At 60.6% G+C, this 23,142-nt stretch carries 25 protein-coding genes; 9 read left to right on the forward strand and 16 right to left on the reverse strand.

All coding sequences use genetic code 11. From position 1 onward, the window contains the following. Positions 1-201: 201 nt before the first annotated feature. From AC4LFW_RS09660 to edd, 8 genes are all read right to left on the reverse strand, one after another. Positions 202-1,359: an ABC transporter ATP-binding protein gene (locus tag AC4LFW_RS09660; protein WP_491818837.1), complete on the reverse strand. Its 1,158-nt coding sequence runs from the start codon at positions 1,357-1,359 to the stop codon at positions 202-204. A 13-nt stretch (positions 1,360-1,372) separates the two neighbouring features. Further along, a complete protein-coding gene (locus tag AC4LFW_RS09665; protein ID WP_491818838.1) occupies positions 1,373-2,218 on the reverse strand; it encodes a carbohydrate ABC transporter permease in 846 nt (281 codons plus the stop codon). Further along, positions 2,211-3,119: a carbohydrate ABC transporter permease gene (locus AC4LFW_RS09670; RefSeq protein WP_491818839.1), complete on the reverse strand. Its 909-nt coding sequence runs from the start codon at positions 3,117-3,119 to the stop codon at positions 2,211-2,213. The genes AC4LFW_RS09665 and AC4LFW_RS09670 overlap by 8 nt, the downstream gene beginning before the upstream one ends. A gap of 208 nt (positions 3,120-3,327) precedes the next feature. After that, complete coding sequence (locus AC4LFW_RS09675) at positions 3,328-4,578, reverse strand: ABC transporter substrate-binding protein (RefSeq protein ID WP_491818840.1); 1,251 nt, start codon at positions 4,576-4,578, stop codon at positions 3,328-3,330. A gap of 162 nt (positions 4,579-4,740) precedes the next feature. Further along, a complete protein-coding gene (locus AC4LFW_RS09680) occupies positions 4,741-6,201 on the reverse strand; it encodes an ATP-binding protein (RefSeq protein ID WP_491818841.1) in 1,461 nt (486 codons plus the stop codon). Next, positions 6,185-6,919: a response regulator gene (locus AC4LFW_RS09685; RefSeq protein ID WP_491818842.1), complete on the reverse strand. Its 735-nt coding sequence runs from the start codon at positions 6,917-6,919 to the stop codon at positions 6,185-6,187. The genes AC4LFW_RS09680 and AC4LFW_RS09685 overlap by 17 nt, the downstream gene beginning before the upstream one ends. Before the next feature lie 41 nt (positions 6,920-6,960). After that, entirely contained in the window at positions 6,961-7,932 is a 972-nt protein-coding gene (locus tag AC4LFW_RS09690; protein WP_491818843.1) for a glucokinase, read from the reverse strand. Further along, positions 7,929-9,758 carry a phosphogluconate dehydratase gene (gene edd / locus AC4LFW_RS09695; protein ID WP_491818844.1) on the reverse strand — a complete coding sequence of 610 codons (1,830 nt, stop codon included), beginning with the start codon at positions 9,756-9,758 and terminating at the stop codon, positions 7,929-7,931. Before edd ends, AC4LFW_RS09690 begins: the two co-directional genes overlap by 4 nt. Before the next feature lie 123 nt (positions 9,759-9,881). Here edd and gap point away from each other — a divergent pair, with 123 nt between their 5' ends. Together gap and AC4LFW_RS09705 are read left to right on the forward strand one after the other, a co-directional pair. Continuing rightward, positions 9,882-10,883 (forward strand): type I glyceraldehyde-3-phosphate dehydrogenase, encoded by a 1,002-nt coding sequence (gap, locus tag AC4LFW_RS09700; protein WP_491820190.1) that lies wholly within the window; start codon positions 9,882-9,884, stop codon positions 10,881-10,883. Positions 10,884-10,919: 36 nt separating this feature from the next. Next, complete coding sequence (locus tag AC4LFW_RS09705; protein WP_491818845.1) at positions 10,920-11,396, forward strand: methylglyoxal synthase; 477 nt, start codon at positions 10,920-10,922, stop codon at positions 11,394-11,396. Here AC4LFW_RS09705 and scpB read toward each other — a convergent pair. The 5 genes from scpB to AC4LFW_RS09730 all read right to left on the reverse strand — a co-directional run bounded on the left by scpB (position 11,393) and on the right by AC4LFW_RS09730 (position 15,826). After that, on the reverse strand, positions 11,393-12,157 hold the full coding sequence (gene scpB / locus AC4LFW_RS09710; RefSeq protein WP_491818846.1) for an SMC-Scp complex subunit ScpB: 765 nt from the start codon (positions 12,155-12,157) through the stop codon (positions 11,393-11,395). The two genes, AC4LFW_RS09705 and scpB, sit on opposite strands and share 4 nt — an antisense overlap. Then, positions 12,154-13,014: a segregation and condensation protein A gene (locus AC4LFW_RS09715; protein WP_491818847.1), complete on the reverse strand. Its 861-nt coding sequence runs from the start codon at positions 13,012-13,014 to the stop codon at positions 12,154-12,156. The genes scpB and AC4LFW_RS09715 overlap by 4 nt, the downstream gene beginning before the upstream one ends. Positions 13,015-13,079: 65 nt before the next feature. Then, complete coding sequence (locus AC4LFW_RS09720) at positions 13,080-14,285, reverse strand: tryptophan--tRNA ligase (protein ID WP_491820191.1); 1,206 nt, start codon at positions 14,283-14,285, stop codon at positions 13,080-13,082. Between the two features lie 38 nt (positions 14,286-14,323). Beyond that, positions 14,324-14,947, reverse strand: coding sequence for an L-threonylcarbamoyladenylate synthase (locus tag AC4LFW_RS09725; protein WP_491818848.1), 624 nt, complete (start codon positions 14,945-14,947; stop codon positions 14,324-14,326). 12 nt (positions 14,948-14,959) lie between these two features. Then, positions 14,960-15,826 carry a PHP domain-containing protein gene (locus AC4LFW_RS09730; RefSeq protein WP_491820192.1) on the reverse strand — a complete coding sequence of 289 codons (867 nt, stop codon included), beginning with the start codon at positions 15,824-15,826 and terminating at the stop codon, positions 14,960-14,962. 178 nt (positions 15,827-16,004) lie between these two features. Between AC4LFW_RS09730 and AC4LFW_RS09735 the strand changes: the two genes are divergently transcribed. From AC4LFW_RS09735 to AC4LFW_RS09760, 6 genes are all read left to right on the forward strand, one after another. Then, the gene (locus AC4LFW_RS09735; protein ID WP_491818849.1) at positions 16,005-16,586 is read left to right on the forward strand and encodes a septation protein A; all 582 of its coding nucleotides are present in this window, start codon (positions 16,005-16,007) and stop codon (positions 16,584-16,586) included. 8 nt (positions 16,587-16,594) lie between these two features. Further along, complete coding sequence (locus tag AC4LFW_RS09740; RefSeq protein ID WP_491818850.1) at positions 16,595-16,894, forward strand: YciI family protein; 300 nt, start codon at positions 16,595-16,597, stop codon at positions 16,892-16,894. A gap of 75 nt (positions 16,895-16,969) precedes the next feature. Further along, a complete protein-coding gene (locus AC4LFW_RS09745; protein ID WP_491818851.1) occupies positions 16,970-17,356 on the forward strand; it encodes a hypothetical protein in 387 nt (128 codons plus the stop codon). 18 nt (positions 17,357-17,374) lie between these two features. Next, a complete protein-coding gene (locus tag AC4LFW_RS09750; RefSeq protein WP_491818852.1) occupies positions 17,375-18,052 on the forward strand; it encodes a response regulator transcription factor in 678 nt (225 codons plus the stop codon). A gap of 138 nt (positions 18,053-18,190) precedes the next feature. Next, entirely contained in the window at positions 18,191-18,598 is a 408-nt protein-coding gene (locus AC4LFW_RS09755; protein WP_491820194.1) for a Spy/CpxP family protein refolding chaperone, read from the forward strand. Between the two features lie 83 nt (positions 18,599-18,681). After that, positions 18,682-20,031 carry a sensor histidine kinase gene (locus AC4LFW_RS09760; RefSeq protein WP_491818853.1) on the forward strand — a complete coding sequence of 450 codons (1,350 nt, stop codon included), beginning with the start codon at positions 18,682-18,684 and terminating at the stop codon, positions 20,029-20,031. Between the two features lies 1 nt (position 20,032). On the opposite strand, the gene AC4LFW_RS09765 is transcribed toward AC4LFW_RS09760, so the two are convergent. After that, on the reverse strand, positions 20,033-20,602 hold the full coding sequence (locus AC4LFW_RS09765) for a nitroreductase family protein (RefSeq protein WP_491818854.1): 570 nt from the start codon (positions 20,600-20,602) through the stop codon (positions 20,033-20,035). A 73-nt stretch (positions 20,603-20,675) separates the two neighbouring features. Next, complete coding sequence (locus tag AC4LFW_RS09770; RefSeq protein WP_491818855.1) at positions 20,676-21,047, reverse strand: YkgJ family cysteine cluster protein; 372 nt, start codon at positions 21,045-21,047, stop codon at positions 20,676-20,678. 188 nt (positions 21,048-21,235) lie between these two features. On the opposite strand from AC4LFW_RS09770, the gene AC4LFW_RS09775 reads away from it, so the two are divergent. After that, a complete protein-coding gene (locus AC4LFW_RS09775; RefSeq protein ID WP_491818856.1) occupies positions 21,236-22,687 on the forward strand; it encodes a TrkH family potassium uptake protein in 1,452 nt (483 codons plus the stop codon). Between the two features lie 6 nt (positions 22,688-22,693). Here AC4LFW_RS09775 and AC4LFW_RS09780 read toward each other — a convergent pair whose 3' ends face one another. Continuing rightward, positions 22,694-23,134, reverse strand: coding sequence for a nucleoside deaminase (locus AC4LFW_RS09780; RefSeq protein WP_491818857.1), 441 nt, complete (start codon positions 23,132-23,134; stop codon positions 22,694-22,696). Positions 23,135-23,142: the final 8 nt, after the last annotated feature.

The raw sequence follows: 23,142 nt of genomic DNA on the forward strand, positions 1-23,142 counted from the left end.
TTGCTGCCGTTGGATTGAGCCGCTTTGGCTCTCCTTCGATCCGCAGTCGCCGTAGCTGCTGCGGATCGCATTTCACAGCTCGCGGCATATGACCGCCAACCGATGAAAAATCAGGAATATCAATAGCATTCCCTTACGGCCGGCGCCGGTACGCAGTTATACGGTGACCGGGCCTTTTCCTACTTCCGCGAGAAAGATCAGTCAGCGTGCAACCAGCCGGGTGACGGTGCTATTGCGTCCTGCCGAACCGTTTCCGGGCGCGACTCCCAATCGTTCACCGGTCTGCGCGTCGAACAGCAGCACTTTCTCAGGCTCGAACTGCAGCGTCAGACTCTCGCCGGGATTCGGTGCGGCGTCCGGAGCCAGTCGGCAACAGACCTTGGTCTGGTTGAGGCTGACAAAAATCATGGTGTCCGGCCCGGTCGGCTCAATGACCTGGACTTCGGCACGCAGCGAAGGCATCTCGGCTTCAGTGCCGACGCTGATCTGCTCGGGGCGTATACCGAGGATGACCTCCCGGCCGTCCAGCGCCTGCCCGTCAGCCAGGCTCAACGGCAATTCACAACGATCCTGACCACTCTCCAGCAGCGCGCGCCAGCCATCTGCCTGGCGGGTCAACCGCAGCGGAATGAAGTTCATCGGGGGTGACCCAATGAAACTTGCCACGAACAGGTTGGCCGGGTTGTTGTAGATCTCCTTGGGAGTACCGAATTGCTGAACGATGCCGTCCTTCATCACCGCAACCTTGTCGCCCAGCGTCATCGCTTCGATCTGGTCATGGGTGACGTAGACCGTCGTGGTCTTCAAACGCTGATGCATCAGCTTGATTTCGGTGCGCATTTCCACCCGCAGCTTGGCGTCGAGGTTGGAAAGCGGCTCGTCAAACAGATAGATCTTCGGCCGCCGTGCCAACGCCCTTCCCATGGCGACGCGCTGCTGCTGACCGCCGGACAACTGGGATGGCTTACGGCTCAACAGATGTTCGATCTGCAGCAACTTGGCGACGCGCGAGACTTCTTCCTCGATCTTCGCCGCTGGCACCTTGCGCATCTTCAAGCCGAAGGCGATGTTTTCCTGCACGGTCATCGTCGGGTACAGCGCGTAGGACTGAAATACCATGGCGATGTCGCGGTCCTTGGGGCTGGCACCACTGATGTCGGCTCCGTCCAGGCGGATCTCCCCACCGGTAATCTCTTCCAGACCCGCGATGCAGTTCATCAAGGTGGATTTGCCACAGCCGGAAGGCCCGACCAGGATCAAGAACTCGCCGTCATTGATCTTGAGGTCGATGTCTTTCAGCGTGTCGTGGTTGCTGCCGGGATAGCTCTTGCGGACGTTACAAAGTTCGAGTGCAGCCATGATTGTTGTTCTCCTATCCCTTGACCGCGCCGGCGGTGAGCCCACGCAGGAAATACTTGCCGGCAAGGATGTACACCACCAGCGTTGGCAGCCCGGCAATCATCGCCGCAGCCATATCGACGTTGTATTCCTTGACCCCCGTGCTGGTGTTCACCAAGTTGTTCAACGCCACGGTGATCGGCTGTGTATCGCCGCTGGCGAACACCACACCGAAGAGGAAGTCGTTCCAGATCTGCGTGAACTGCCAGATCAGGCAAACCATGATCGTTGGGATCGACATCGGCAGCAGGATTCGAGCGAATATGGTGAAGAATCCAGCACCGTCCAAGCGCGCTGCGCGGATCAACGCATCCGGCACACTCACATAAAAGTTGCGGAAGAAGAGCGTGGTGAAGGCAAGGCCATAAACCAGATGCACCAGCACCAGGCCCGGCGTGGTGTTGGCCAGCCCGAGCTGCCCAAGGGTGAAGGACGCGGGCAGCAAGATCACTTGGAACGGCAGGAAGCAGCCAAACAGCAATAATCCGAAGAACAGCTGCGAGCCACGGAAGCGCCACATGGCGAGTACGTAGCCATTCAGCGCACCGAGCAGCGTCGAAATGATGACTGCCGGAACGGTTATCTTGACCGAGTTCCAGAAGTAACCGCCAACCGCATCCCAAGCCTTGACCCACCCGATAACGGTCGTGACCTCCGGCCAGGACAGCAGGTTACCGGTGCGGATGTCGGCAGGTGTCTTCAAGCTGGTCAGCAGCATGACCACCAGCGGTACGAGATACATCGCGACGGCTACTAGCAGCGTTGCGTATATCGCCACTCGACTGAACGTCAGGCGCTTTTGCCCTACATGGCTAGTCATGGCGCTTGTTCCTCAGTTCCGAATACAGATAAGGCACGACGATTGCCATCACAGCGCCCAGCATGAGGATCGCGCTCGCTGCGCCGAGCCCCATCTGCCCGCGAGTGAAGGTGTGCGTGTACATGAACATTGCCGGCAGATCGGAGGCGTAACCCGGCCCCCCTGCAGTCATCGCCGCCACAAGGTCGAACGCCTTGATCGCGATGTGCGCGAGGATCATCAGCGCACTGAAAAACACCGGACGCAGGCTGGGAAGAATGATGCGCAAGTAGATGCTCGGCAGGCTTGCGCCGTCGATCTGCGCGGCTCGCACGATGGATTGGTCGACGCCGCGCAAACCGGCAAGAAATAGCGCCATGACGAAACCCGAGGCCTGCCACACGGCTGCGATCACCAGGCAATAGACCACGCGGTCCGGGTCTACCAGCCAGTCGAAACGAAAGCCTTCCCAACCCCAGTCGCGCAGCATCTTGTCGATGCCCAAGCCAGGGTTCAGTAGCCACTTCCAGGCGGTGCCGGTGACGATCATCGACAGCGCCATCGGGTACAGATAGACGGTACGAATAAAGCCTTCGCGACGAATGCGCTGGTCCAGCAGTACTGCCAGCAACACACCAATCGCGAGACTGATTGCAATGAACAGCCCGCCGAAGACCAGCAGATTCTTGCTGGCGACCCACCACCGATCATTGTTCCAGAGCCGCTCGTACTGCAGCAGCCCGACCCATTTGTAGCTGGGCATGAAGCTTGAGTTGGTGAACGAAAGCAGGAAGGTCCAGGCGATATAGCCATAAAAGCCTACCAGCACGATCAGCATGCTCGGCGCCAGCACCAGCTTGGGCAGCCAGTTCTGCAGCGCATCCAGCGGCGAAGCCTTGGTGAATACAGCCGTTGAGCTCATGGTTGGCTCCGATTTAGTTCAGGTTCCATCACAGTCCCGCTACTGATAGCGCTTCAACATCGGCGATCAATACGTCGACCGACACCAGTGATATCGAGCAAGCCGGTCCCGTTGCGGCCAGCCGACCGGCTCTACCGCAGGGTGTTGATGCCGAAGGCATCCGGTTGTTTGCTGTAGACGGGGCACGAGGGTTCGCGCCCCATAAGCGCTACTGGACTGCCTGAATCGCAGCAGCCAATTGCTGGGCAGCTTTCTTCGGATCGGCCGACGGGTCGTTGAAGAAGTTTGTTACGACGTCGAACACAGCGCCCTGCACATAGCTGGATGCGGCCATGCCGTGAGCAAGGCTAGGCACCAGCCCAGGGCCATCTGCCGCCTCCTTGAAATCCTTCATCGACTGCTGCGCACAGGCATCGAACTCGCTCATGTCCTGATCGAGCCGAACTGGAATGGAGCCCTTGTTCTGATTGAAGAATTGTTGGAATTCCGGCTCCATGACGATCCGAGCCAGATCCTGCTGAGCCTTCCGATTGTCATCGTTGTTCAGCTTGAACATTGCAAGCGAGTCGATGTTGTAGGCGAAGCTGCCCTGGGTTCCCGGGAACGGCACGCATGTGTAGTCGTCTCCGGCGATCTTCTTCGCCGCGGTCCACTCGCTCTTGGCCCAGTCACCCATGATCTGCATGCCGGCCTTGCCGTTCATGACCATGGCTGTGGCGCTGTTCCAGTCGCGGCCCGCTGCGTTGTTGTCGACGTAGCTGCGCAGCTTTTTCAGCGCTTCGAACGTCTTGACCATCTTGTCGCCCGTCAGCACCTCTCGGTCGAGCTCAACGAACGCCTTGCGGAAATCCTCTGGGCCGAGGATGGCCAGCGCCAGATCTTCGAAGACGGTTCCGTCCTGCCATGGTTGGCCACCATGAGCGATTGGCATGAAGCCCGCCGCTTTCAGCTTGTCGGCAACAGCGAAAAATTCATCGAGTGTCTTCGGTGGTTCAACGCCGGCTTTCTCGAACACGTCCGGGTTGATCCACAGCCAGTTGACGCGGTGCACGTTGACCGGCACAGCTACGTAATCACCGTCATATTTCATCGCAGCCGAGACCTGCTTGGGCAGTAGCTTGTCCCAGTTGGCTTTCTCGGCCACATCATTGAGATCGGTGAGCAGGCCCAGCTCGCCCCACTCCTGGATGTCGGGGCCTTTGATCTGGGCTGCAGCGGGTGCGTTGCCGGAGACGGCACGGGTCTTGAGCACGGTCATCGCCGCCTCACCACCACCGCCTGCAACGGCGAAATCCTTCCAGGTGTGGCCCTCTTCCTCGACCAGTCGCTGCAGGGTGTCGGCAGCGCGTTTCTCGCCGCCCGACGTCCACCAGTGCAGCACTTCGACTTCGCCGGCTTGGGCGAACGGAACGATGGATGCAAGGGAAACAGCAGTAACCAAACGATGAATCGCGTTCATGGGACTTCCTTTCTTGTTTTTATCGATGCAAGTCTGTGCCTGCGCTGCATCGATTCTAGGCGCGCCCGAACCCGCGCCGGGTAACGAAGGGATAGCGAATGGTCACCGCTTCGTTACAAAACCCAGGGGTTGGTAACGAAGCGGAGATCGCCAGGCTGGACTTCATCTATTGTCGCGCGGCAGGCTCAGGGTTACCCGCAACCCGCCTGCCGGCAGGTTGCGCAAGCTGATTTCGCCACCGTGCGCATGCGCGATGTTGCGCGCGATACCTAGCCCCAACCCGTAACCGGGCTGCTTGGCCGCCAAACGAAAGTTCGGCTCGAAGACCTGCTTGAGCCATGCCTCTGGCACGCCTGGACCTTCGTCATCGACATGCAAGACAAAGGTCTCTGCATCGTCTTCGATGAGCAGATGTGCTCGCTCGCCATATTTCAACGCGTTGTCCAGCAGATTGCCTATGCAACGCTTGAGTGCCAATGGCTTGCCGGCATAGGGCGCCCGCGCCCGGCCCTGGACCGTCACGCGACCGTTGCCGGCCGGCGCCAGGTACGGCTCGGTCACGCAATCGAGTAGCAGATTGAGGTCCAGAGGCTCGATGTTCTCGTGGATATCGGTGTCCTTCACACATTGAAGCGCGCCTTTGACCAATAGCTCCAGCTCGTCCAGGTCGCGGCTGAATTTACGTTGCAGCGTTTCATCTTCCAGCAGCTCCACCCGCAACCGCAGCCGCGTGATCGGGGTGCGCAGATCATGCGAGATCGCACTGAACAGCTGGCTGCGTTCGGTCAGGTAACGTCCGATCCGCTCGCGCATGCTGTTGAAGGCGCGGCTGACCTCGATCACCTCACTACCTCCAGACTCAGGAAGCAGCTCCACCTCGCTGCCCAGTGACATTTCCCTCGCCGCCTGTGCGAGTCGTTTAAGGGGTCGGCTCTGCCAATGCACCAGGATGCCGATAAACAGCAGCAGAAAGCTGCTGGTGAGAAAGATGAACCAGAGTTGCTGCATGGGGATCCCTTCGTCCTCGAGACTGACGTAGGGCGCGGGCATCAGCGAGGCAAGATACAACCACTCATCCGGCGCGATCTGAATCTGCGTGACCAGCACTGGCGGGTTCAGCGGTTCCAGGCTCAATGCGTAATGTGCCCAGGACCGCGGCAACTCATCGAGCTTCAGGCCGCCGTTGAAGATGCGCAGGTCATCAGGACTGACGAAGCTCACGGACATGTCGACATCCTTGCCGAGGCGCTCGCGCAGTACTTCGTCCACTTCTGCCAGCACAGCCTGCTTGCGCTCGGTCGGCGGCAGGATCTGCATTTCCAGCGGCTTGTCGTTCAACGATACGAAAAAACGCGTGCCACCCATGCTGCGCAGCTGATCGAGCACAAGCGGTCGATAACCTAACGGCAGGGAGCGAAAGTAGCTGACGCTGGCGGACATCGAATGCGCCAGGCTGCGGGCGCTGGTCAGCAACCCCTCCATCTGGCTCGCGCGAAGCTGCGAAACCCAGATGAAGCTTGACAGCGCTTGCGCCATCAGCACGACCAGAAGCGTCAGCAGGAGCATCCGGCCAAGCAGTGAGCGCGGGACCGGCAACCACCGACGATTAACCGAGCGCGTCATGGTGTGGGGCAACTTGCGTGGCCAGCAGGTAGCCGCTCCCGCGCACGGTACGAATCAACCGCGGGCACTTGCCGGTGTCACGCAGTCGTTGGCGCAGCCGGCTGACCGCCATGTCAACGATGCGCTCGAGCGGCATCACCTCGCGACCACGAGTGGCGTTGGCAATGGTGTCGCGGTCGAGAATCTGCTGGGGATGGTCGAGGAACAGCTTGAGCAGCGCAAAGTCCGCGCCAGACAGCAGCACTTCCTCGCCGTCCTGGTGAAAGAGGCGATGGCTGACCATATCCAGCCGCCATTCGTCGAACGCCAGGACGTCGCTGACACGCTCCTGCCCAAAATGAACCCGGCGCAGCAGCGCCTTGATCCGGGCCAGCAGCTCGCGTGGGCTGAAGGGTTTGCCCAAATAATCATCAGCACCCAGCTCCAGCCCTATCACTCGATCTGCTTCATCGGAGCTGGCGGTCAGCATGATGATCGGCATCTGCGCCAGACGTTGATGGCCACGTACCCAACGGCACAGGCTGAAGCCGTCCTCGTCGGGCAGCATGACATCCAGGATCACCAGATCGGCCGGATCGCTTGCCATGGCCTGACGGAACTGCGCTCCGTCAGCCACGGTACGCACATGAAAGCCGGAACGAGTGAGATACGCGTCCAGCAAGTCGCGGATTTCCTGGTCATCGTCGACCAGCAGAACAGATCTTCCAGCCTGAGTCACCTGGCTTCCCTTCTCTTGTTATGCAGATGCGCCCCGTCCGGTCAGTGGCTGTCGTGCGATCCCTCCAGCCGCTGCTGCAAGGCAACGCCTGCGCCTTCCAGCCCTGGGTACTCCGCTGTCACCACCCACACGGGGATTTGATCAAAGTACCGGCTCATGTGCCCTTTGTCGCGCAGGCTTTTGCTGAAGCCGCTTCGCACGAAGAACTCGACAAAGCGCGGCACTATGCCGCCAGCGATGTAGACCCCACCCTGCGCACCAGTGGTGAGTACGTTATCGCCGGCGATACGACCCAGCCAAACGCAGAATTGTTCCAGTACCGCTGCGGCGTAGGCGTCACCCGAGAGTGCCGCAGCAGTGATTTCAGCGGGCGTGGTGAATCGTGGAGCTTCGCCGTCAAGCGCGCAGCTGGTCCGGTAGAGCTCCAGCAGGCCACCACCGCTGAGAACGGACTCGGCATTCACGTGGCCCAGTTTTTCATGCAGGCGCGCCCAAAGCGCCGCCTCCCGGGTCGTACCGATCGGAAGGCAGACATGCCCGCCCTCACCTGGCAGCGCCTGCCAGACCCCATCGGACAACGGCAGCAACGTCGCGACACCCAGGCCAGTACCCGGCCCAATCACCAGCCGTGCTCGGCCCGCTGCCGATTGGCCCGGGCACACTTCCACCAGCTCGCCCTCGCGCAGCCGGGTCATGCCCAGTGCCATGGCGGTGAAATCATTGATCAGGAGCAGATCACTCAGCCCCAGGTCCTCGCAGAAAGCCGTTCGGCTCAGGCGCCAATGATTGTTGGTGAAGGCAAATTCATCGCCGGACACCGGACCGGCACAGGCCAGGCAGACCGCCTGAAGCGCCTCCACGCCCTGCCCCACCGCCTTGAGATAGGCACGGATGGCGTCTTCGGGACGTGGGTATTCGACCGTCGGCAACACCCGCACCGACTCGATCTGCCCGTCGCGCCAGAGCGCAAAGCGCGCATTGGTGCCGCCGATATCACCTACCAGCGCCGTCACTTGAGCGACTCCAATTCTTCGGTGAATACGCTTGCGCCTTTCTCCGCAGGGCTGAAGGCCGCCCGAAGGAAACCAAACAGCTCGCGCCCACAGCCGATTCCCAGATCGCTCGGGGCTGATATTGCTTCGCGACTGTCGAATTCGGCTTGATCGACCAGCACTCGAAGCTCCCCTGTTTCGCCATCGACTCGAATGATGTCACCGTCACGCACGCGGCACAGCGGGCCGCCATCCAACGCTTCCGGGCTGACATGGATAGCGGCAGGGACTTTTCCTGAAGCGCCGGACATACGCCCGTCCGTTACCAATGCGACCTTGTAGCCGCGATCCTGCAGCACGCCGAGGAATGGCGTCAGCTTGTGCAGTTCGGGCATGCCGTTGGCCTTTGGCCCCTGGAACCTGACAACCGCAACGAAGTCCTTCTCCAGCTCGCCGTTCTTGAACGCCTGGGCCAATTCGGTCTGGTCGCTGAATACACGCGCTGGTGCTTCCACGATGCGATGTTCAGGCGCTACGGCGGAGATTTTGGTGACCCCGCGGCCAAGATTCCCTTCCAGCACTCGCAAACCGCCCTCGGGCGAGAACGCTCGCTCGACCGGGCGCAGAATCGCCTCGTCCAGACTGCTTTCAGAGCCCTCGCGCCAGACGAGCTTTCCGTCTTCGAGGAAGGGTTCCTTGGTGTATTGGCTGAGGCCTTTGCCCAGAACCGTGTAAACGTCTTCGTGCAACAGGCCCGCCTCAAGCAGCGTACGCACCATGAACGGAACACCACCGCAGGCGTGGAAATGGTTAACGTCCGCCTGACCGTTCGGGTAGACCTTCGCCAGCGTCGGTGTCACGGCCGAGATATCCGCCATGTCCTGCCAGGTCAGCTGTATGCCCGCGGCCTGGGCAAACGCCGGAATGTGCAGGGTATGGTTGGTCGAGCCGCCAGTAGCATTGAGGGCTACGACCGAATTGATGATCGACTTTTCATCGACGATCTTGCACAGCGGCACGTAGTTACCCGACTGCGGCGTCAGGCGGGTCACCTGACGCGCGGCCTCACGGGTGAGCTCGTCACGCAGCGGGGTATAGGGATTGACGAATGAAGAGCCAGGCAGGTGCAGACCCATGATCTCCATCACCACCTGGTTGGTGTTCGCTGTGCCGTAGAAGGTGCACGTGCCGGGGCTATGGTACGAAAGCATTTCCGACTCCAGCAGCTCCTCCCGGCTGGCCTTGCCCTCTGCGTAACGCTGGCGCACTTCCGCTTTCTGCTTGTTTGGGATGCCCGACGTCATCGGCCCGCCCGGGACGAAGACGGTCGGCAGGTGCCCGAAGCGCAGCGCGCCAATCATCAGGCCAGGGACGATCTTGTCGCATATACCGAGATACAGCGCGCCATCGAACATGTTGTGTGAAAGCGCAACGGCGGTTGCCATGGCGATCACTTCGCGACTGGCAAGGCTGAGTTCCATGCCCGCTTCGCCCTGGGTCACGCCATCGCACATCGCCGGTACGCCACCAGCAAACTGGCCGACCGACCCCATCTCGCGCAGGGCCTCCTTGATCACGTCGGGAAAATATTGGTACGGCTGGTGAGCCGAAAGCATGTCGTTATAGGCCGAAACGATGGCCACGTTCGCTTCGTTCATCAGCCGCAACCGTTGCTTGTCATCTTGCGATCCGCAACCGGCGACGCCATGAGCAAAGTTGGCGCATTGCAGCTTGCCGCGCTGAGGCCCGTCGCTTGCCGCGCCAGCCATCTGCGCAAGATAGCGCTGGCGCGTCGGCCGGCTGCGTTCAATCAATCGCTCGGTAACTTCTTGAATCTGCGGGTGCATGCCATCACTCCTGCTCATGAATCTTTGGTTTTATCAACAAAACAACATGTATCTGGGCTTGATTTCTATTTTGACAGGAATAATCTTGTGATTCCCACAACAAATTCCGCCCAGGACCTTCTTATGACTATTCGCATCGCCATCAACGGCTTCGGTCGTATCGGACGCAATGTCCTTCGTGCCCTCTACAGCCAGAGCTATCGCGAGCATTTGCAGGTCGTGGCGATCAATGACCTAGGCAGCCCGGCGATGAACGCCCACCTGTTGCAGTTCGACAGCGTCCATGGCCATTTCGACGCAAATGTCCAGGTCACCGACGATGAAATGCAGGTCAATGGTGACCGGATTGCGGTGACCGCGATCCGCAATCCGGCCGAACTGCCGTGGCGCCAGCACAATGTCGATGTCGTCTTCGAGTGTACCGGGCTGTTCACCTCTCGCGAAAAGGCCAGCGCGCATCTGCAGGCCGGCGCCGGCAAAGTCATTATTTCCGCCCCGGCCTCCGGCGCTGACGCCACCATTGTCTACGGCGTCAATCACGACACCTTGCGCCAATCGCACCAGATCATTTCCAACGCGTCATGCACGACCAACTGCCTGGCGCCGGTTGCACAGGTATTATCGCGCGAGTACGGCATCGAACACGGCCTGATGACCACCATCCACGCCTACACCAATGATCAGAACCTGTCCGACGTCTATCACAGCGACCCGTTCAGGGCGCGCTCGGCTACCCAGTCGATGATCCCGACCAAGACCGGTGCCGCCGAAGCCGTCGGCCTGGTGCTGCCGGAGCTGGCCGGCAAGCTGACCGGCATGGCCGTGCGCGTACCGGTCATCAATGTTTCGCTGGTCGATCTGACCCTCGAACTGAGCCGTGAGACCACTGCCGAAGAGGTCAATGCGCTGATGCTCGACGCCAGTCAGCACTCGCCCATCCTGGCGTGCAATTCGCTGCCGCTGGTTTCCTGCGACTTCAACCACAACCCGATGTCGTCTATTTTCGACACCAACCACACCAAGGTTAGCGGACGCCTGCTTAAGGTGATGGCTTGGTATGACAACGAGTGGGGTTTTTCCAACCGCATGCTCGATACGTGCCGGGCATTGCACGAGGCGTCGTAACAAGCCACCAGCCCATTCAGCGAGACAGGGAAGAAGATGAAGCGCATCGATTTCGTTACCGCAACACTGCCGGCGCGCAAGCGCATTACCCTGGTTGCGCACGATCACTGCAAGGAGCGGCTGCTGGAATGGGCTGAGCGACAGAAAGCTCACCTGAAGAATCACGAACTGCTCGCCACCGGCACTACCGGACTGCTGTTGAGCCGCCGCCTCGAGCTGCCGGTGGAGTGCATGATCAGCGGTCCCCTGGGTGGGGATCAGCAGATCGGCGCGCGAATCGCCGAGCGCCGTATCGACATGCTGGTGTTCTTCTGGGATCCCTTCGAGCCGCAACCACATGATCCGGATGTGAAGGCGCTGCTACGGGTCGCAGCCGTATGGAACATCCCAATGGCCGCCAACGAAAGCAGCGCTGATTATCTGCTTTCCAGTCCTATGCTGGACCAGGCACATACGCTGAGCATCCCCGATTACGACAGCTACCTTATCGGACGCCAGGAAATGGATCTCTAATCGCGGCGCTCATTGACCGAGGCGCCCTGGTCTTCGTCTCCGGCTGCCTCGATCAGGTCATCGAAGTCTGTCTTGAGCCCGGTTTCCATGCTGTCGAGCTCTGCCAGCAAACTGCGGAAGCTGGTCTGTTCGCCTGGGGGTTCGACTTCCAACACCTGATCGGCGCGCGCCTGCAAGGCGACAGGCACCGGCGCCTCCTCGACATCGACCGGCAAGGGTTCAGGCTCGATCTCGCGCAGCACGGCCAGCGGAGGCAGCTCGTCCAGGTTCTTGAGATTGAAGTGGTCCAGAAACCCCTTGGTGGTAGCAAACATGGCCGGCCGTCCCGGCACGTCGCGATGGCCAACTACCCGCACCCACTCGCGTTCCAGCAAGGTTTTGACGATCTGACTGTTGACCGCGACGCCGCGGATATCCTCGATCTCACCACGGGTAATGGGCTGGCGATAAGCAATCAGCACCAGTGTTTCCAATAGCGCCCTGGAGTAGCGCTGCGGCCGCTCTTCCCACAGGCGCCCAACCCAGGGCGAGAACCGCTCACGCACCTGCAAGCGGTAGCCGCTGGCCACCTCCTTCAACTCGAATGCGCGGCCCTTGCAGGATTTTTCGAGCACGTCGAGTGCCTTGCGCAGCAACGCCGGCGCGGGGCGCTCGACCTCGTCGAACAGCTCGGCCATGCGCTCGACAGACATCGGCTTGCCTGAAGCCAGCAGGAAGGCTTCGAGCAACGAAGCAAGGTCCTTGGGATCGGACAGGTTCACAGCAATGGCTCCATTGGCTCCGGTGCCAGCAGCGAGGCCTCCTCGCTACGCACCCTGACGTGAATCGGTGCGAAGGGCTCGTTCTGCACCAGCTCGACCAGCGACTCCTTGATCAACTCCAGCACTGCCATAAAGGTCACCACCACGCCCAAGCGCCCTTCCTCTGCGGCAAACAGCGCAACGAAAGGTACAAAGGCGCCATCCTTGAGTCGTTCCAGCACCTCACTCATCCGCTCACGCGTGGACAAGGTTTCACGCGTCACCTGATGACTTTCGAACATGTCCGCACGACGTAAAACCTCGGCCATGGAGATCAGCAACTCTTCGAGACTGACCTCAGGCAACAGCTTGCGCGCCCGCGCATCAGGCGCATCGATCTTCGGCACATGCAGGTCACGCCCTACCCGTGGCAGCTGATCCAGGTCTTCGGACGCTGCCTTGAAACGTTCGTATTCCTGCAAACGACGGATCAGCTCGGCCCGTGGATCGAGCTCGTCCTCTTCTACCTCAGCCGAGCGCGGCAGCAACATGCGCGACTTGATCTCAGCCAGCATGGCGGCCATGACCAGGTATTCGGCCGCCAACTCAAGGCGCACAGCCTTCATCAGTTCGACATAACCCATGTACTGACGGGTGATTTCCGCCACCGGAATATCGAGGATGTCGATGTTCTGCTTGCGAATCAGATAGAGCAGCAGATCCAGCGGACCTTCGAAAGCCTCTAGGAAAACTTCCAGCGCATCCGGCGGAATGTAGAGATCCTGCGGCAGATTGTTAAAGGCCTCGCCATATACAAGGGCTAGTCGCAGCTGCTCGCCAGGCGGATTGAACACCGCCTCGGCTGGGGATTCCTGCATGCTTTCTCCGGGGGCACCGAGGTAGTTGAGCGCGCCGACAGCTTAAGCCGGTTGCGATGATGGCTCTAGCGGTAATTCAGTCCCATCGCCTGGCGTACAACCACCAACGTCTCACGCGCCTCGTCGCGCGCATGCTCGGCGCCTTCGGCCAGGATGCTGCGCACCAGGTCAGGATTCTGCTCGTAATCCAGGGCGCGTTCCTGCAAAGGCGCGAGCTCGATCTTGATGGCGTCGATCAGCGGTGCCTTGCAGTCAAGACAGCCAATTCCAGCGCTGCGGCAACCCTGCTCGGCCCACTGACAAACGTCTTCGGTTGAATGCGCCTGGTGCATCTGCCAGACCGGACAGCGAGTAGGCTCGCCCGGATCGGTACGGTGCACGCGCGCTGGGTCGGTGGGCATGCGCTTGATTTTTTCTTCAATGTCGGCTGGCGTGTCCCGAAGATAAATCGAGTTGCTGGTGGACTTCGACATCTTGCGGCCGTCCAGCCCCGATAGCCTGGGGGACTCGCCAAGCAACGCCTGCGGCTCGGGCAACAGTAATTTACCGCCGCCTTCGAGATAGCCGAACAGCCGTTCCTGATCACCGATAGTGATGGTCTGCTGGTCCTTGAGCAGCGCTCGGGCAGTGTTCAGCGCCTCGAGATCGCCGTGTTCTTGATAGCTCTTGCGCAGGCTCGCGTACAACTTCGAGCCCTTCTTGCCGAGTTTACGAATCGCCGCTTCTGCCTTGACTTCGAAATCTTCTTCGCTGCCATAGAGGTGATTGAAGCGCCGCGCCACGTCGCGCGCGAACTCAACATGAGGTAACTGGTCGGCGCCGACAGGGACGACTCCGGCGCGATAGGCCAGGATGTCGGCCGCCTGTAGCAATGGATATCCGAGGAAGCCGTAGGTACCGAGGTCCTTATTTTGGGAGTCGAGCTGAAGTTCCTTGTACGAAGGCACGCGCTCGAGCCAGGAAAGCGGGCAGATCATCGACAGCAGCAGATGCAATTCAGCGTGCTCGGGCACCTGGGACTGGACGAACAAGGTCGCTGAGCTCGGACTGACCCCCGCTGCAAGCCAGTCGATTGCCATGTCCTGCACGTTGCGCGAAATTTCCGCGCCGGCAGCGTAATCGGTGGTCAGTGCATGCCAGTCGACGATCGAAAAAAAGCACTGGTACTCATGCTGCAGCCTGACCCAGTTCTTCAATACACCGTGAAAGTGCCCCAGGTGAAGCCGGCCGTTTGGCCGCATCCCGGAGACCACGCGTCGCTGCGAATCCATAGCGCTCAAAAGGGTTTCCTTGGTTGGTGATAAATAGCTCAGGACGCGAAAGGAGCGGGATCTCCGCAACCGACCCGCACGATTTCGGGATCACCATCAACAAGGCTGATCACCGTCGATGCTTCGAGGCCACCGTAACCGCCATCGATGATCAGGTCGACCTGATGCTCGAGTGCGTCACGCATCTCGTAGGGGTCGCTCATCGGTTCGCTTTCGCCGGGCAAGATCAGGCTTACGCTCATCAACGGCTCACCCAGTTCGGCCAGTAATGCCTGCGCGATGGGCTGCGCCGGGACCCGAAGACCAATGGTGCGACGCTTGGGATGCAGCAACATGCGCGGCACTTCACGGGTAGCGCTGAGAATGATGGTGTATGGGCCGGGCAGATGCGTCTTGAGCAGACGGAAGGCAGCAGTGTCGACCTTGGCAAACAGCCCGAGCTGCGACAGGTCCCGACAGGCCAGGGTGAAGTTGTGCTTGTCGTCCAGCTGACGCAAACGGCGAATGCGTTCGATGCCGGCCTTGTTGCCGATCGAGCAGCCAATGGCATATGAAGAATCGGTCGGATAGACGACGATCCCGCCGTTACGAATGATTTCAACCGCCTGCTTGATCAGCCTGGGCTGGGGATTGTCCGGGTGTATCTGAAAAAACTGACTCATAAAGGCTCCCGCTCAGCAGACCACTGACTCGCGTGGCTCATCATCGAAATGGCTCCAGAGAGGCTGCAGATCGTCCGGCAGGCTCCGATAAAGGCCGAGCTCGGACCAGTCGCCGGGGGCATGGAAGTCGCTACCGACGCTCGCGCTCAAGCCAAACTCACGCGCCAGAATCGACAAGCCGCCCACCTGCTCCAGCGGCTGCATGCCGTTGACCACTTCCAGTGCATGACCACCCGCCTGGGCGAACTCGCTAACCAGCCGCCGCCGCTTGCTGCGGGTGAAGTCGTACTGCCAAGGATGCGCCAGGCTGATCCAGGCGCCCGCCTCTCGCAACGTGGCCACTGTCTGCTCCAGCGTCGGCCAATGCTGCTTCACATCCCCCAGCTTGCCCGAGCCAAGCCACTTGCGAAATGCTTCGGCCCGGTCGCGCACATGCCCAGCACGCACCAGATACTCAGCGAAGTGCGGGCGGGCCGGCGCGTTACCGCTGTCGCCCAGTACCTGCTGGACATCCCGCGCACCTTCGAGGGTCCCCGGCATGCCCTTGGCTTCCAGTCGCTGGGCTATCGTCTCGGCGCGCCGCCAGCGCCCTTCATGCAGTTGCGCAATGGCTCGCTGCAACGCCTCGGCATCGCGGCGAAAGGCATAACCGAGTACATGAACGGTGGCGCCATTCCATACGCAAGAGAGCTCGATACCATTGATGAGCCGCACGCCCAGCGAATCGGCCATGGCTCGCGCCGCATCAAGCCCTTCAAGGGTGTCGTGGTCGGTCAGTGCAAGCAGTTCGACGCCGCGTTCATGGGCTCGCTGAACCAGCACCGCAGGCGCCAGCACGCCATCGGAGGCGGTGCTATGGCAATGCAGATCGACAATCATTCGGGACATGTTCTCCAGTGGCTCTGACGCTCACAGCTGTGACCGCCATCGCCGGCGCTCGTGCCGTCACCCGGATTGCCAAAGCTTACGCAAGGTCCTGGAAATGACGGCCATACATCGTTCCGCTAAAAGCGCGGTTTGTTATTATGCCGGCCACATACCGCTTCTGGCTCGCTCCGTGAAACAAATCATCGACTTCATTCCTTTGCTGCTGTTCTTTGTTGTCTACAAGATCGAGCCCAGGACGGTCGAATTCGCGGATATGGCCCTGAGCATAGGCGGCATATTCAGTGCCACCGCCATGCTGATCGGCAGCTCTCTCCTTGTCTATTCCGCCCTAATCATCCGCCAGGGCCGCCTCGAAAAAAGTCAGTGGATCACGCTGGGTGCCTGTGTGCTGTTTGGCGGCCTGACCCTGGCACTGCATAGTGAAACGATCCTCAAGTGGAAGGCTCCGGTGCTGAACTGGCTGTTTGCGCTGGCATTCGCTGCCAGCCACTTCATTGGCGACAAGCCGTTGGTGCAGCGCATGATGGGCCATGCCGTGCAACTGCCCAGAGCACATTGGTCACGCTTGAATGTTGCCTGGATCATGTTCTTTCTTGTCTGCGGCTCTGCCAATCTTTTCGTGGCGTTCGTGTACCCCGCCATCTGGGTAGACTTCAAGGTGTTTGGCAGCCTTGGTCTGACGTTGCTGTTCATGGCCGGCCAAAGCTTCTACCTGATTCGCCACATGCAACCCGAACCTGAGAAGACCTAGGAGACCACATGCTCTACGCCATCATCGCCACGGATGTACCCGACTCGCTGCAAGATCGCCTGGCATCGCGCCCAGCCCATCTGGCACGTCTCGATCAGCTCAAGAGTGAAGGCCGCCTGGTACTGGCTGGCCCGCATCCGGCCATCGACAGCAAAGATCCTGGTAGTGCGGGCTTCACCGGTAGCCTGGTCGTCGCCGAGTTCGAGTCGCTGCAAGCTGCACAGCAGTGGGCCGAGGCGGACCCGTACAAGGCTGCAGGGGTTTACGGCGAGGTTGTCGTCAAACCCTTCAAACAGGTGTATCCCTGAGTCGATCGGCCCACGCCGTCTGGTTTCTGTAAGGTCGTAGCATCGCCACGGCCCGTTGAGGAAAAAGGAGTTCCGATGCGCCAAGGTCCGCTGTTCCTGCTGCTGATTCTGAGCCTTGCCACCTCATTGGCACAGGCTGAAGAAACCATTACCGCACCAACCGAGCGACAGACCGAACTGGAGAGCCGCCTGAGCGACAACCAACGGCAACGGGAAACGCTCAAGCAGCTTCCAGACGTTGCAGCCAGCCCGGCGGGGCAGGCGCAACTGGCAGGGCTTCGCCAGGAGAATCAGCGCCTGCGCATGCAGCTTCAGCAGGAGCAACTCAAGCAGCAAGCACAGCCGCAGCTGCTCAGCGACCAGCAGCAATGGTTCGCGGTCGGCGGTGGTGTGGGCGTCCTGGGTTTCCTGCTGGGTGTCCTGACGACGCGTGGCCGTCGCCGCCGCCAATGGCTGAACTGAACCTGACGTGAGCGAACAATGAGCGAACTGCTGCTTATAGACGACGACCAGGAACTCTGCGACCTGCTGGTCAGCTGGCTGGCTCAGGAAGGGTTTGTCGCCCACGCCTGCCACGACGGTAAGAGCGCCCGTGCCGCACTTGCCGAACATCAGCCCGCTGCGGTCGTGCTCGACGTCATGTTGCCCGATGGCAGCGGGCTGGAACTGCTCAAGCAACTGCGTAGCGAATATCCCGACTTGCCAGTATTGATGCTGTCCGGACGGGGTGAGCCACTTGACCGTATCCTCGGCCTTGAACTCGGCGCAGACGATTACCTTGCCAAACCCTGCGATCCGCGCGAACTCACAGCCCGCCTGAAAGCCGTTTTGCGGCGTAGCCAACCGGCCAGCGCGCCGAGCCAGATGGAGTTGGGTGATCTCTGGTACAGCCCCGCACGCGGCGTAGCCAGTGTTGGCGACCATGAAGTCACCCTTACCCTGTCCGAAGGGCGCATTCTCGAAGCGCTCCTCAGCCAACCCGGCGAGCCACTGGAGAAACAGGCCCTGGCCCAACTGGCCCTGGGGCGCAAGCTCACCCTCTACGACCGCAGCCTGGACATGCATGTCAGCAACCTGCGCCGCAAACTCGGGCCACATCCGGACGGCCGCCAGCGCATCGTCGCGTTGCGCAGCCGCGGATACCTTTACGCACCTTGAAAGGCTTTACCCAGCCTTTACCCAGTGCTGACCGCCACTGACCTTGCACGCCCTAGACTGAGCTCATCCGGTCAACGCTCCGACTCGCGCGTAGCGCTCAGCCGGGTGACTGGTTTCCCAAACAAGGAGAGACTCATGATGCGCAAGACTCTTATCGCCGTACTGTTCGCTTCCACCCTCCCCACCCTCGCAATGGCCATGCCCGACAGCGGTCAGCGTCATCACGGTGGCGGCAGGCACACACCGTTCGAGCAGCTCGACCTGACCAAGGAACAGCGTAGCGAAATGCGCTCCCTGATGGGCGAGCAGATGAAAGCTCATCGCGACATCACCCAGCGCTACCTCGACAAGTTGCCCGAAGCCGAGCGCAAGGCGATGCAAGACGAGCTGAAGGCCAGCCAGGATAAGACCCACCAGCAGATGCGCGACCTGCTCAAACCGGAACAGCAGAAAAAGTTCGACGAACTGCACGAGAAAATGGAAGCCAAGCGCGCTGAACGTGCTGAGTTCCAGCAGTGGAAAGCTGAGCGAGATCAGAAGAACTGATCGCACCTTACAAACAAACTCGCCCGGCTCACCACCCTTTGCATGGATAGGTGCGCCGGGCTTTGCCGTGGAGTAGCCAACCGGTGCGATCACTGTTCTGGCGCATTCTTGCGACCTTCTGGCTGGCCATTGCGCTGGTCGCGGGTCTGGCCATGCTTCTGGGGCAGGCCCTGAATCAGGACGCCTGGATTCTAAACCGCCACCCCGGCGTGAATGGGCTGGCCGAGGTTTGGACGAAGGTCTATGAACGCCAGGGGCCGATCACCGCGCAGTTTCTGCTCGAGCGGCACCGCAGCCGCTTTGGCGTGGACGTACAGGTGCTTGCCGAAAACGGCCAGCCAATCATCCGCGGTACCTTTCCCGCCCGCGCCGCAGCATTCGAAGCGCGCCAGGAACACCGCGACGGACGCCTGCCATGGCGCCGACTGACCACTGACTACACCAGCCCGGAAACCGGCAATACCTACCTGTTCATCTATCGCATCCCGAATCAGGAATTGCAGGCCTGGCACAGGGGTAGCCTGTTCTGGCCATTGAGTGCAATTGCCATAGCACTGGTGGTGCTGACCGGGTTCAGCCTGCTACTCACGCTTTCCATCACGCGCCCGCTCGATCGCTTGCGGGGTGCCGTGCATGACCTCGGCCAGACCACCTATCAGCAGAACTCCCTGGCCCGGCTTGCCAAACGCCGCGACGAGCTGGGGGTCCTTGCCAACGACTTCAACCGAATGGGCGCCCGCCTGCAAAGCCTGATTGGCAGCCAGCGGCAACTGCTACGTGACGTCTCACACGAATTGCGTTCGCCCCTGGCGCGCCTTCGTATCGCGCTTGCGCTTGCCGAACGGGCGACGCCTGCGGAACGTGAAGCAATCTGGCCACGGCTGGCCAAAGAATGCGACAGGCTGGAGGCGCTGATCAGCGAGATACTGGAGTTGGCCAGGCTGGATGCCGATCCGGGGACGCCGAGCCCCGTCGATCTTCGCTCCATATTCGAACAGCTCGAGGAGAACGCTCGTATCGTCTCGCCGAATCAGCGCATCGACAGCACAGTAGAGACCGACGTCCAGCTGCATGGCTGGCCGGACATGCTCGAACGCGCGCTCGACAACTTGCTACGCAATGCCCTTCGTTTCAATCCCGAGGGCCTACCCATTGAATTGCGCGCAGCGAGAAGTGGAGATGACCTGCTGCTTAGCATTCGCGACCAGGGCCCAGGCGTGGAGGATGCCCACCTTGCACAGTTAAGCGAACCGTTCTTTCGCGCACCGGGTCAGACCACGGCGGGTCACGGGCTGGGTCTGGCGATTGCACGTCGCGCTGCCGAACGACATGGTGGCGAGCTGCTGCTGGGCAACCACCCCGACGGTGGCTTCATCGCAACGCTGAAGCTGCCGTTGGCTTCGGGCGCCGAACACGCTCGGCGCCCTGAGTGAGCTACTGCACGCCACCGGTCCACTGACTGACGAAGTTCTGAGGATCCAGCTCCGGTGGTGTCCGCAGGTTTCCCTCCGGCGTGCCCAGGTAGATAAAACCGAGAAGTTGTTCGTTGCCGCCCAGGCCGAGCGCCTTCGCGAGGTAGGGATCATAGGAAAACTCACCCGTCCGCCATACCGCACCAAGCCCTTGCGCATGGGCAGCCAGCAGCAGTCCGTGCGCAGCACAGGCGACTGCGAGCACCTGCTCGGAATCGGGCACCTTCGGGTGCGGCAGTACGCTGGCGACAACAACTACCACCAACGGTGCACGCAGCGGCATCTTGCGTGCTTTGTGCACCGCTTCGTCAGCTGCGTCTGGCTGGCGCACACGCAGCGACTCTGCCATGAGCCTGCCCAACCGCTCGCGGGCATCACCCTGGATCGTCAGAAATCGCCAGGGCCTCAACTGGCCATGGTCCGGTGCGCGCAGCGCTGCACGAAACAGTAAATCCAGCTGCGCCGCACTCGGTGCCGGATCGGTGAGTCGAGTTACAGAGACGCGATTGAGCAACAGGTCGAGAGCTTCCATCAATAACCTCCAAAACGAATCAGACATTCTAGAGGCCTGACACGTTCTGCGGGCAGTTGCTCATGCGACCTGTTCAGGCAACCCGGTCGGGAGACAGTTGCGGCTCCAGCGGTGGCATCAGCGGTGGTAAGCCGTGCGCTGCACGAGCCGCGTCGCAATGCGCATTGTGCTGACCATCAGCCCAGGACGCCTCGAACTCACGACAGGTGCTGGAACGCTGTTCGTACAGCGTGCAACGCACACCGCAGCCGACATCGCCCATCAAGCCAACGCAGCGAGCGGGCTTGGCCTCGGTGCCCTGCATCGCAACGTGAAATGGGCTGATCTGGACGGTCGCACTGTCCGGAACCGTACCGCCCGACGAGGCGCACTCGCCCCAAAAGAAAGACACACGAAAGTATGCGCAGCAGGCGCCGCACGAGAGGCAGGGGTTGTCGATGGACATGGAAGGTGAACACTCAGAAACCGGCAAAGGGCCGGCACCGGGCGGCTATTCTATTCATCGCCACGGACTTGGGAAGAGGCCTGCGGGGCCGGCTGTAAAAGATTTTTTGGCAGACCGATCGCCGGTTTACTGTCGCCGCGACAGGCGTAGAATGGCCGCCTCATTTTCGAGCCGAGCATCAACGAAAAATGGCTTTGCCGACCCTGCGCATCATCGGTTTCATTCTCGGCATCTTCCTGATCACTCTTGCTGTCAGCATGGTCATTCCGATGATCACGCTGTTTGCGTTTGATCGCACTGACGACCTGCAGGCCTTTCTCTGGGCCAGCCTGATCACTTTCAGCAGCGGCATTGCACTGGTCGCGCCGGGGCGTCCCGAGCTGACCCAGCTACGCCCGCGTGATATGTACTTCCTGACCACCGTCAGCTGGCTGATCGTCTGCTGCTTCGCAGCCTTGCCGATGATGCTGATCCATCACATCAGCTATACCAACGCTTTCTTCGAGACGATGTCTGGCATCACCACCACAGGGTCGACCGTACTGTCCGGCCTGGATTCGGCTTCACCCGGTCTGTTGATGTGGCGCTCGATGCTGCAATGGCTGGGCGGCATCGGCTTCATCGGCATGGCGGTGGCAATCCTGCCCTTGCTGCGCATCGGTGGCATGCGCCTGTTCCAGACAGAGTCGTCGGACTGGTCACAGAAAGCCATGCCCCGCTCGCACGTGATGGCAAAATCGATCCTGATTGTCTACCTCGCGCTCACCCTGCTCTGCGGGCTGGCCTACTGGTTCAGTGGGATGACGCCGTTCGAGGCGATCAACCACGCCATGACAACCATTGCCACAGGCGGCTATTCGACATCCGATAGCTCGATGGCCAAGTTCACCCCGGCCGCTCACTGGGTCGCAGTGGTGTTCATGATCCTTGGAGGGCTGCCGTTCATCCTGATGGTTTCGACGGTCCGGGGTAACCGCTACGCACTGATTCACGACCAGCAGGTGCAGGGCTTCATCGGCATGTTGCTGATCATATGTTTCGCGTTTGCGATCTGGCTGACATTCAACTCCGACTACCTCTTTCTGGATGCGCTGCGCATCGTTTCGCTGAACGTTGTATCCGTCGTCACGACTACCGGTTTCGCACTGGGCGATTACACCCAGTGGGGCGAATTCGCCGTGCTGGCTTTCTTCTACCTGACATTCATCGGCGGCTGCTCGGGTTCGACCTCGGGTGGTTTGAAGGTCTTCCGGTTCCAGGTGGCCTACTCGCTGTTGCGTGCCAACCTGGCGCAACTCGTACATCCACGCGCCGTTATCAAGCAGCGCTACAACAAGCACACCCTCGACGAAGAGATTGTTCGCTCGATCCTGACCTTCTCGTTCTTCTTTACCATCACCATCGGCGCGCTGGCGCTGGCGCTGGCGCTGCTGGGGCTGGACATGCTGACCGCACTCACCGCAGCGGCCACTGCCGTGTGCAACGTGGGCCCGGGGCTCGGTCCGATCATCGGCCCTGCAGGCAACTTTTCGACCCTGCCGGACTCGGCCAAGTGGCTGCTGTCATTTGGCATGCTGCTTGGCCGACTGGAAATCATCACCGTGCTAGTGATGTTGACGCCCTCGTTCTGGCGGCACTGAACGGCATTACGGCTCGCCGATGTCCTCGTTCCAGAGGTCGGGGCTGCCCTCGATGAAAGCCCGCATCATTTCTATACAGCCAGGGTCCTGCAGGACCTGGAGCTCCACGCCGCGACTCTTGAGCAGAGCTTCTTCACCCATGAACGTCTTGTTCTCGCCAATAACCACTTTCGGGATGCCGTAGAGCAGGATCGCGCCGCTACACATCGAACACGGCGACAGGGTGGTGTACAGCACAGACTCTGCGTATACCTTGGCCGGCTGGCGCCCGGCATTTTCGAAAGCATCCATTTCCCCGTGCAGCACCGCACTGCCCTGCTGAATACGCCGGTTGTGACCACGACCGATGATCTGCCCCTGATGGACGATTACCGATCCGATTGGAATGCCTCCCTGGGCAAGCCCCTTTTGCGCCTCGTCGATGGCAGCCTGCATGAACTCGTTCATTCGTGGTG

It is taken from the genome of Stutzerimonas sp. C6.4V (assembly GCF_058536345.1).

Excerpts from the sequence above, each read along its gene's own strand:
- AC4LFW_RS09750 (WP_491818852.1), top strand. The coding sequence starts at position 17,375 with ATGAGCGAACTGCTGCTTATAGACGACGACCAGGAACTCTGCGACCTG.
- AC4LFW_RS09665 (WP_491818838.1), bottom strand. The coding sequence starts at position 2,218 with ATGACTAGCCATGTAGGGCAAAAGCGCCTGACGTTCAGTCGAGTGGCG.
- AC4LFW_RS09740 (WP_491818850.1), top strand. The coding sequence starts at position 16,595 with ATGCTCTACGCCATCATCGCCACGGATGTACCCGACTCGCTGCAAGAT.
- AC4LFW_RS09770 (WP_491818855.1), bottom strand. The coding sequence starts at position 21,047 with ATGTCCATCGACAACCCCTGCCTCTCGTGCGGCGCCTGCTGCGCATAC.
- gap (WP_491820190.1), top strand. The coding sequence starts at position 9,882 with ATGACTATTCGCATCGCCATCAACGGCTTCGGTCGTATCGGACGCAAT.
- AC4LFW_RS09730 (WP_491820192.1), bottom strand. The coding sequence starts at position 15,826 with ATGATTGTCGATCTGCATTGCCATAGCACCGCCTCCGATGGCGTGCTG.
- edd (WP_491818844.1), bottom strand. The coding sequence starts at position 9,758 with ATGCACCCGCAGATTCAAGAAGTTACCGAGCGATTGATTGAACGCAGC.
- AC4LFW_RS09680 (WP_491818841.1), bottom strand. The coding sequence starts at position 6,201 with ATGACGCGCTCGGTTAATCGTCGGTGGTTGCCGGTCCCGCGCTCACTG.
- AC4LFW_RS09705 (WP_491818845.1), top strand. The coding sequence starts at position 10,920 with ATGAAGCGCATCGATTTCGTTACCGCAACACTGCCGGCGCGCAAGCGC.
- AC4LFW_RS09755 (WP_491820194.1), top strand. The coding sequence starts at position 18,191 with ATGCGCAAGACTCTTATCGCCGTACTGTTCGCTTCCACCCTCCCCACC.
- AC4LFW_RS09715 (WP_491818847.1), bottom strand. The coding sequence starts at position 13,014 with ATGCAGGAATCCCCAGCCGAGGCGGTGTTCAATCCGCCTGGCGAGCAG.
- AC4LFW_RS09720 (WP_491820191.1), bottom strand. The coding sequence starts at position 14,285 with ATGGATTCGCAGCGACGCGTGGTCTCCGGGATGCGGCCAAACGGCCGG.
- AC4LFW_RS09675 (WP_491818840.1), bottom strand. The coding sequence starts at position 4,578 with ATGAACGCGATTCATCGTTTGGTTACTGCTGTTTCCCTTGCATCCATC.
- AC4LFW_RS09765 (WP_491818854.1), bottom strand. The coding sequence starts at position 20,602 with ATGGAAGCTCTCGACCTGTTGCTCAATCGCGTCTCTGTAACTCGACTC.
- AC4LFW_RS09725 (WP_491818848.1), bottom strand. The coding sequence starts at position 14,947 with ATGAGTCAGTTTTTTCAGATACACCCGGACAATCCCCAGCCCAGGCTG.
- AC4LFW_RS09775 (WP_491818856.1), top strand. The coding sequence starts at position 21,236 with ATGGCTTTGCCGACCCTGCGCATCATCGGTTTCATTCTCGGCATCTTC.
- AC4LFW_RS09670 (WP_491818839.1), bottom strand. The coding sequence starts at position 3,119 with ATGAGCTCAACGGCTGTATTCACCAAGGCTTCGCCGCTGGATGCGCTG.
- AC4LFW_RS09780 (WP_491818857.1), bottom strand. The coding sequence starts at position 23,134 with ATGAACGAGTTCATGCAGGCTGCCATCGACGAGGCGCAAAAGGGGCTT.
- AC4LFW_RS09660 (WP_491818837.1), bottom strand. The coding sequence starts at position 1,359 with ATGGCTGCACTCGAACTTTGTAACGTCCGCAAGAGCTATCCCGGCAGC.
- AC4LFW_RS09745 (WP_491818851.1), top strand. The coding sequence starts at position 16,970 with ATGCGCCAAGGTCCGCTGTTCCTGCTGCTGATTCTGAGCCTTGCCACC.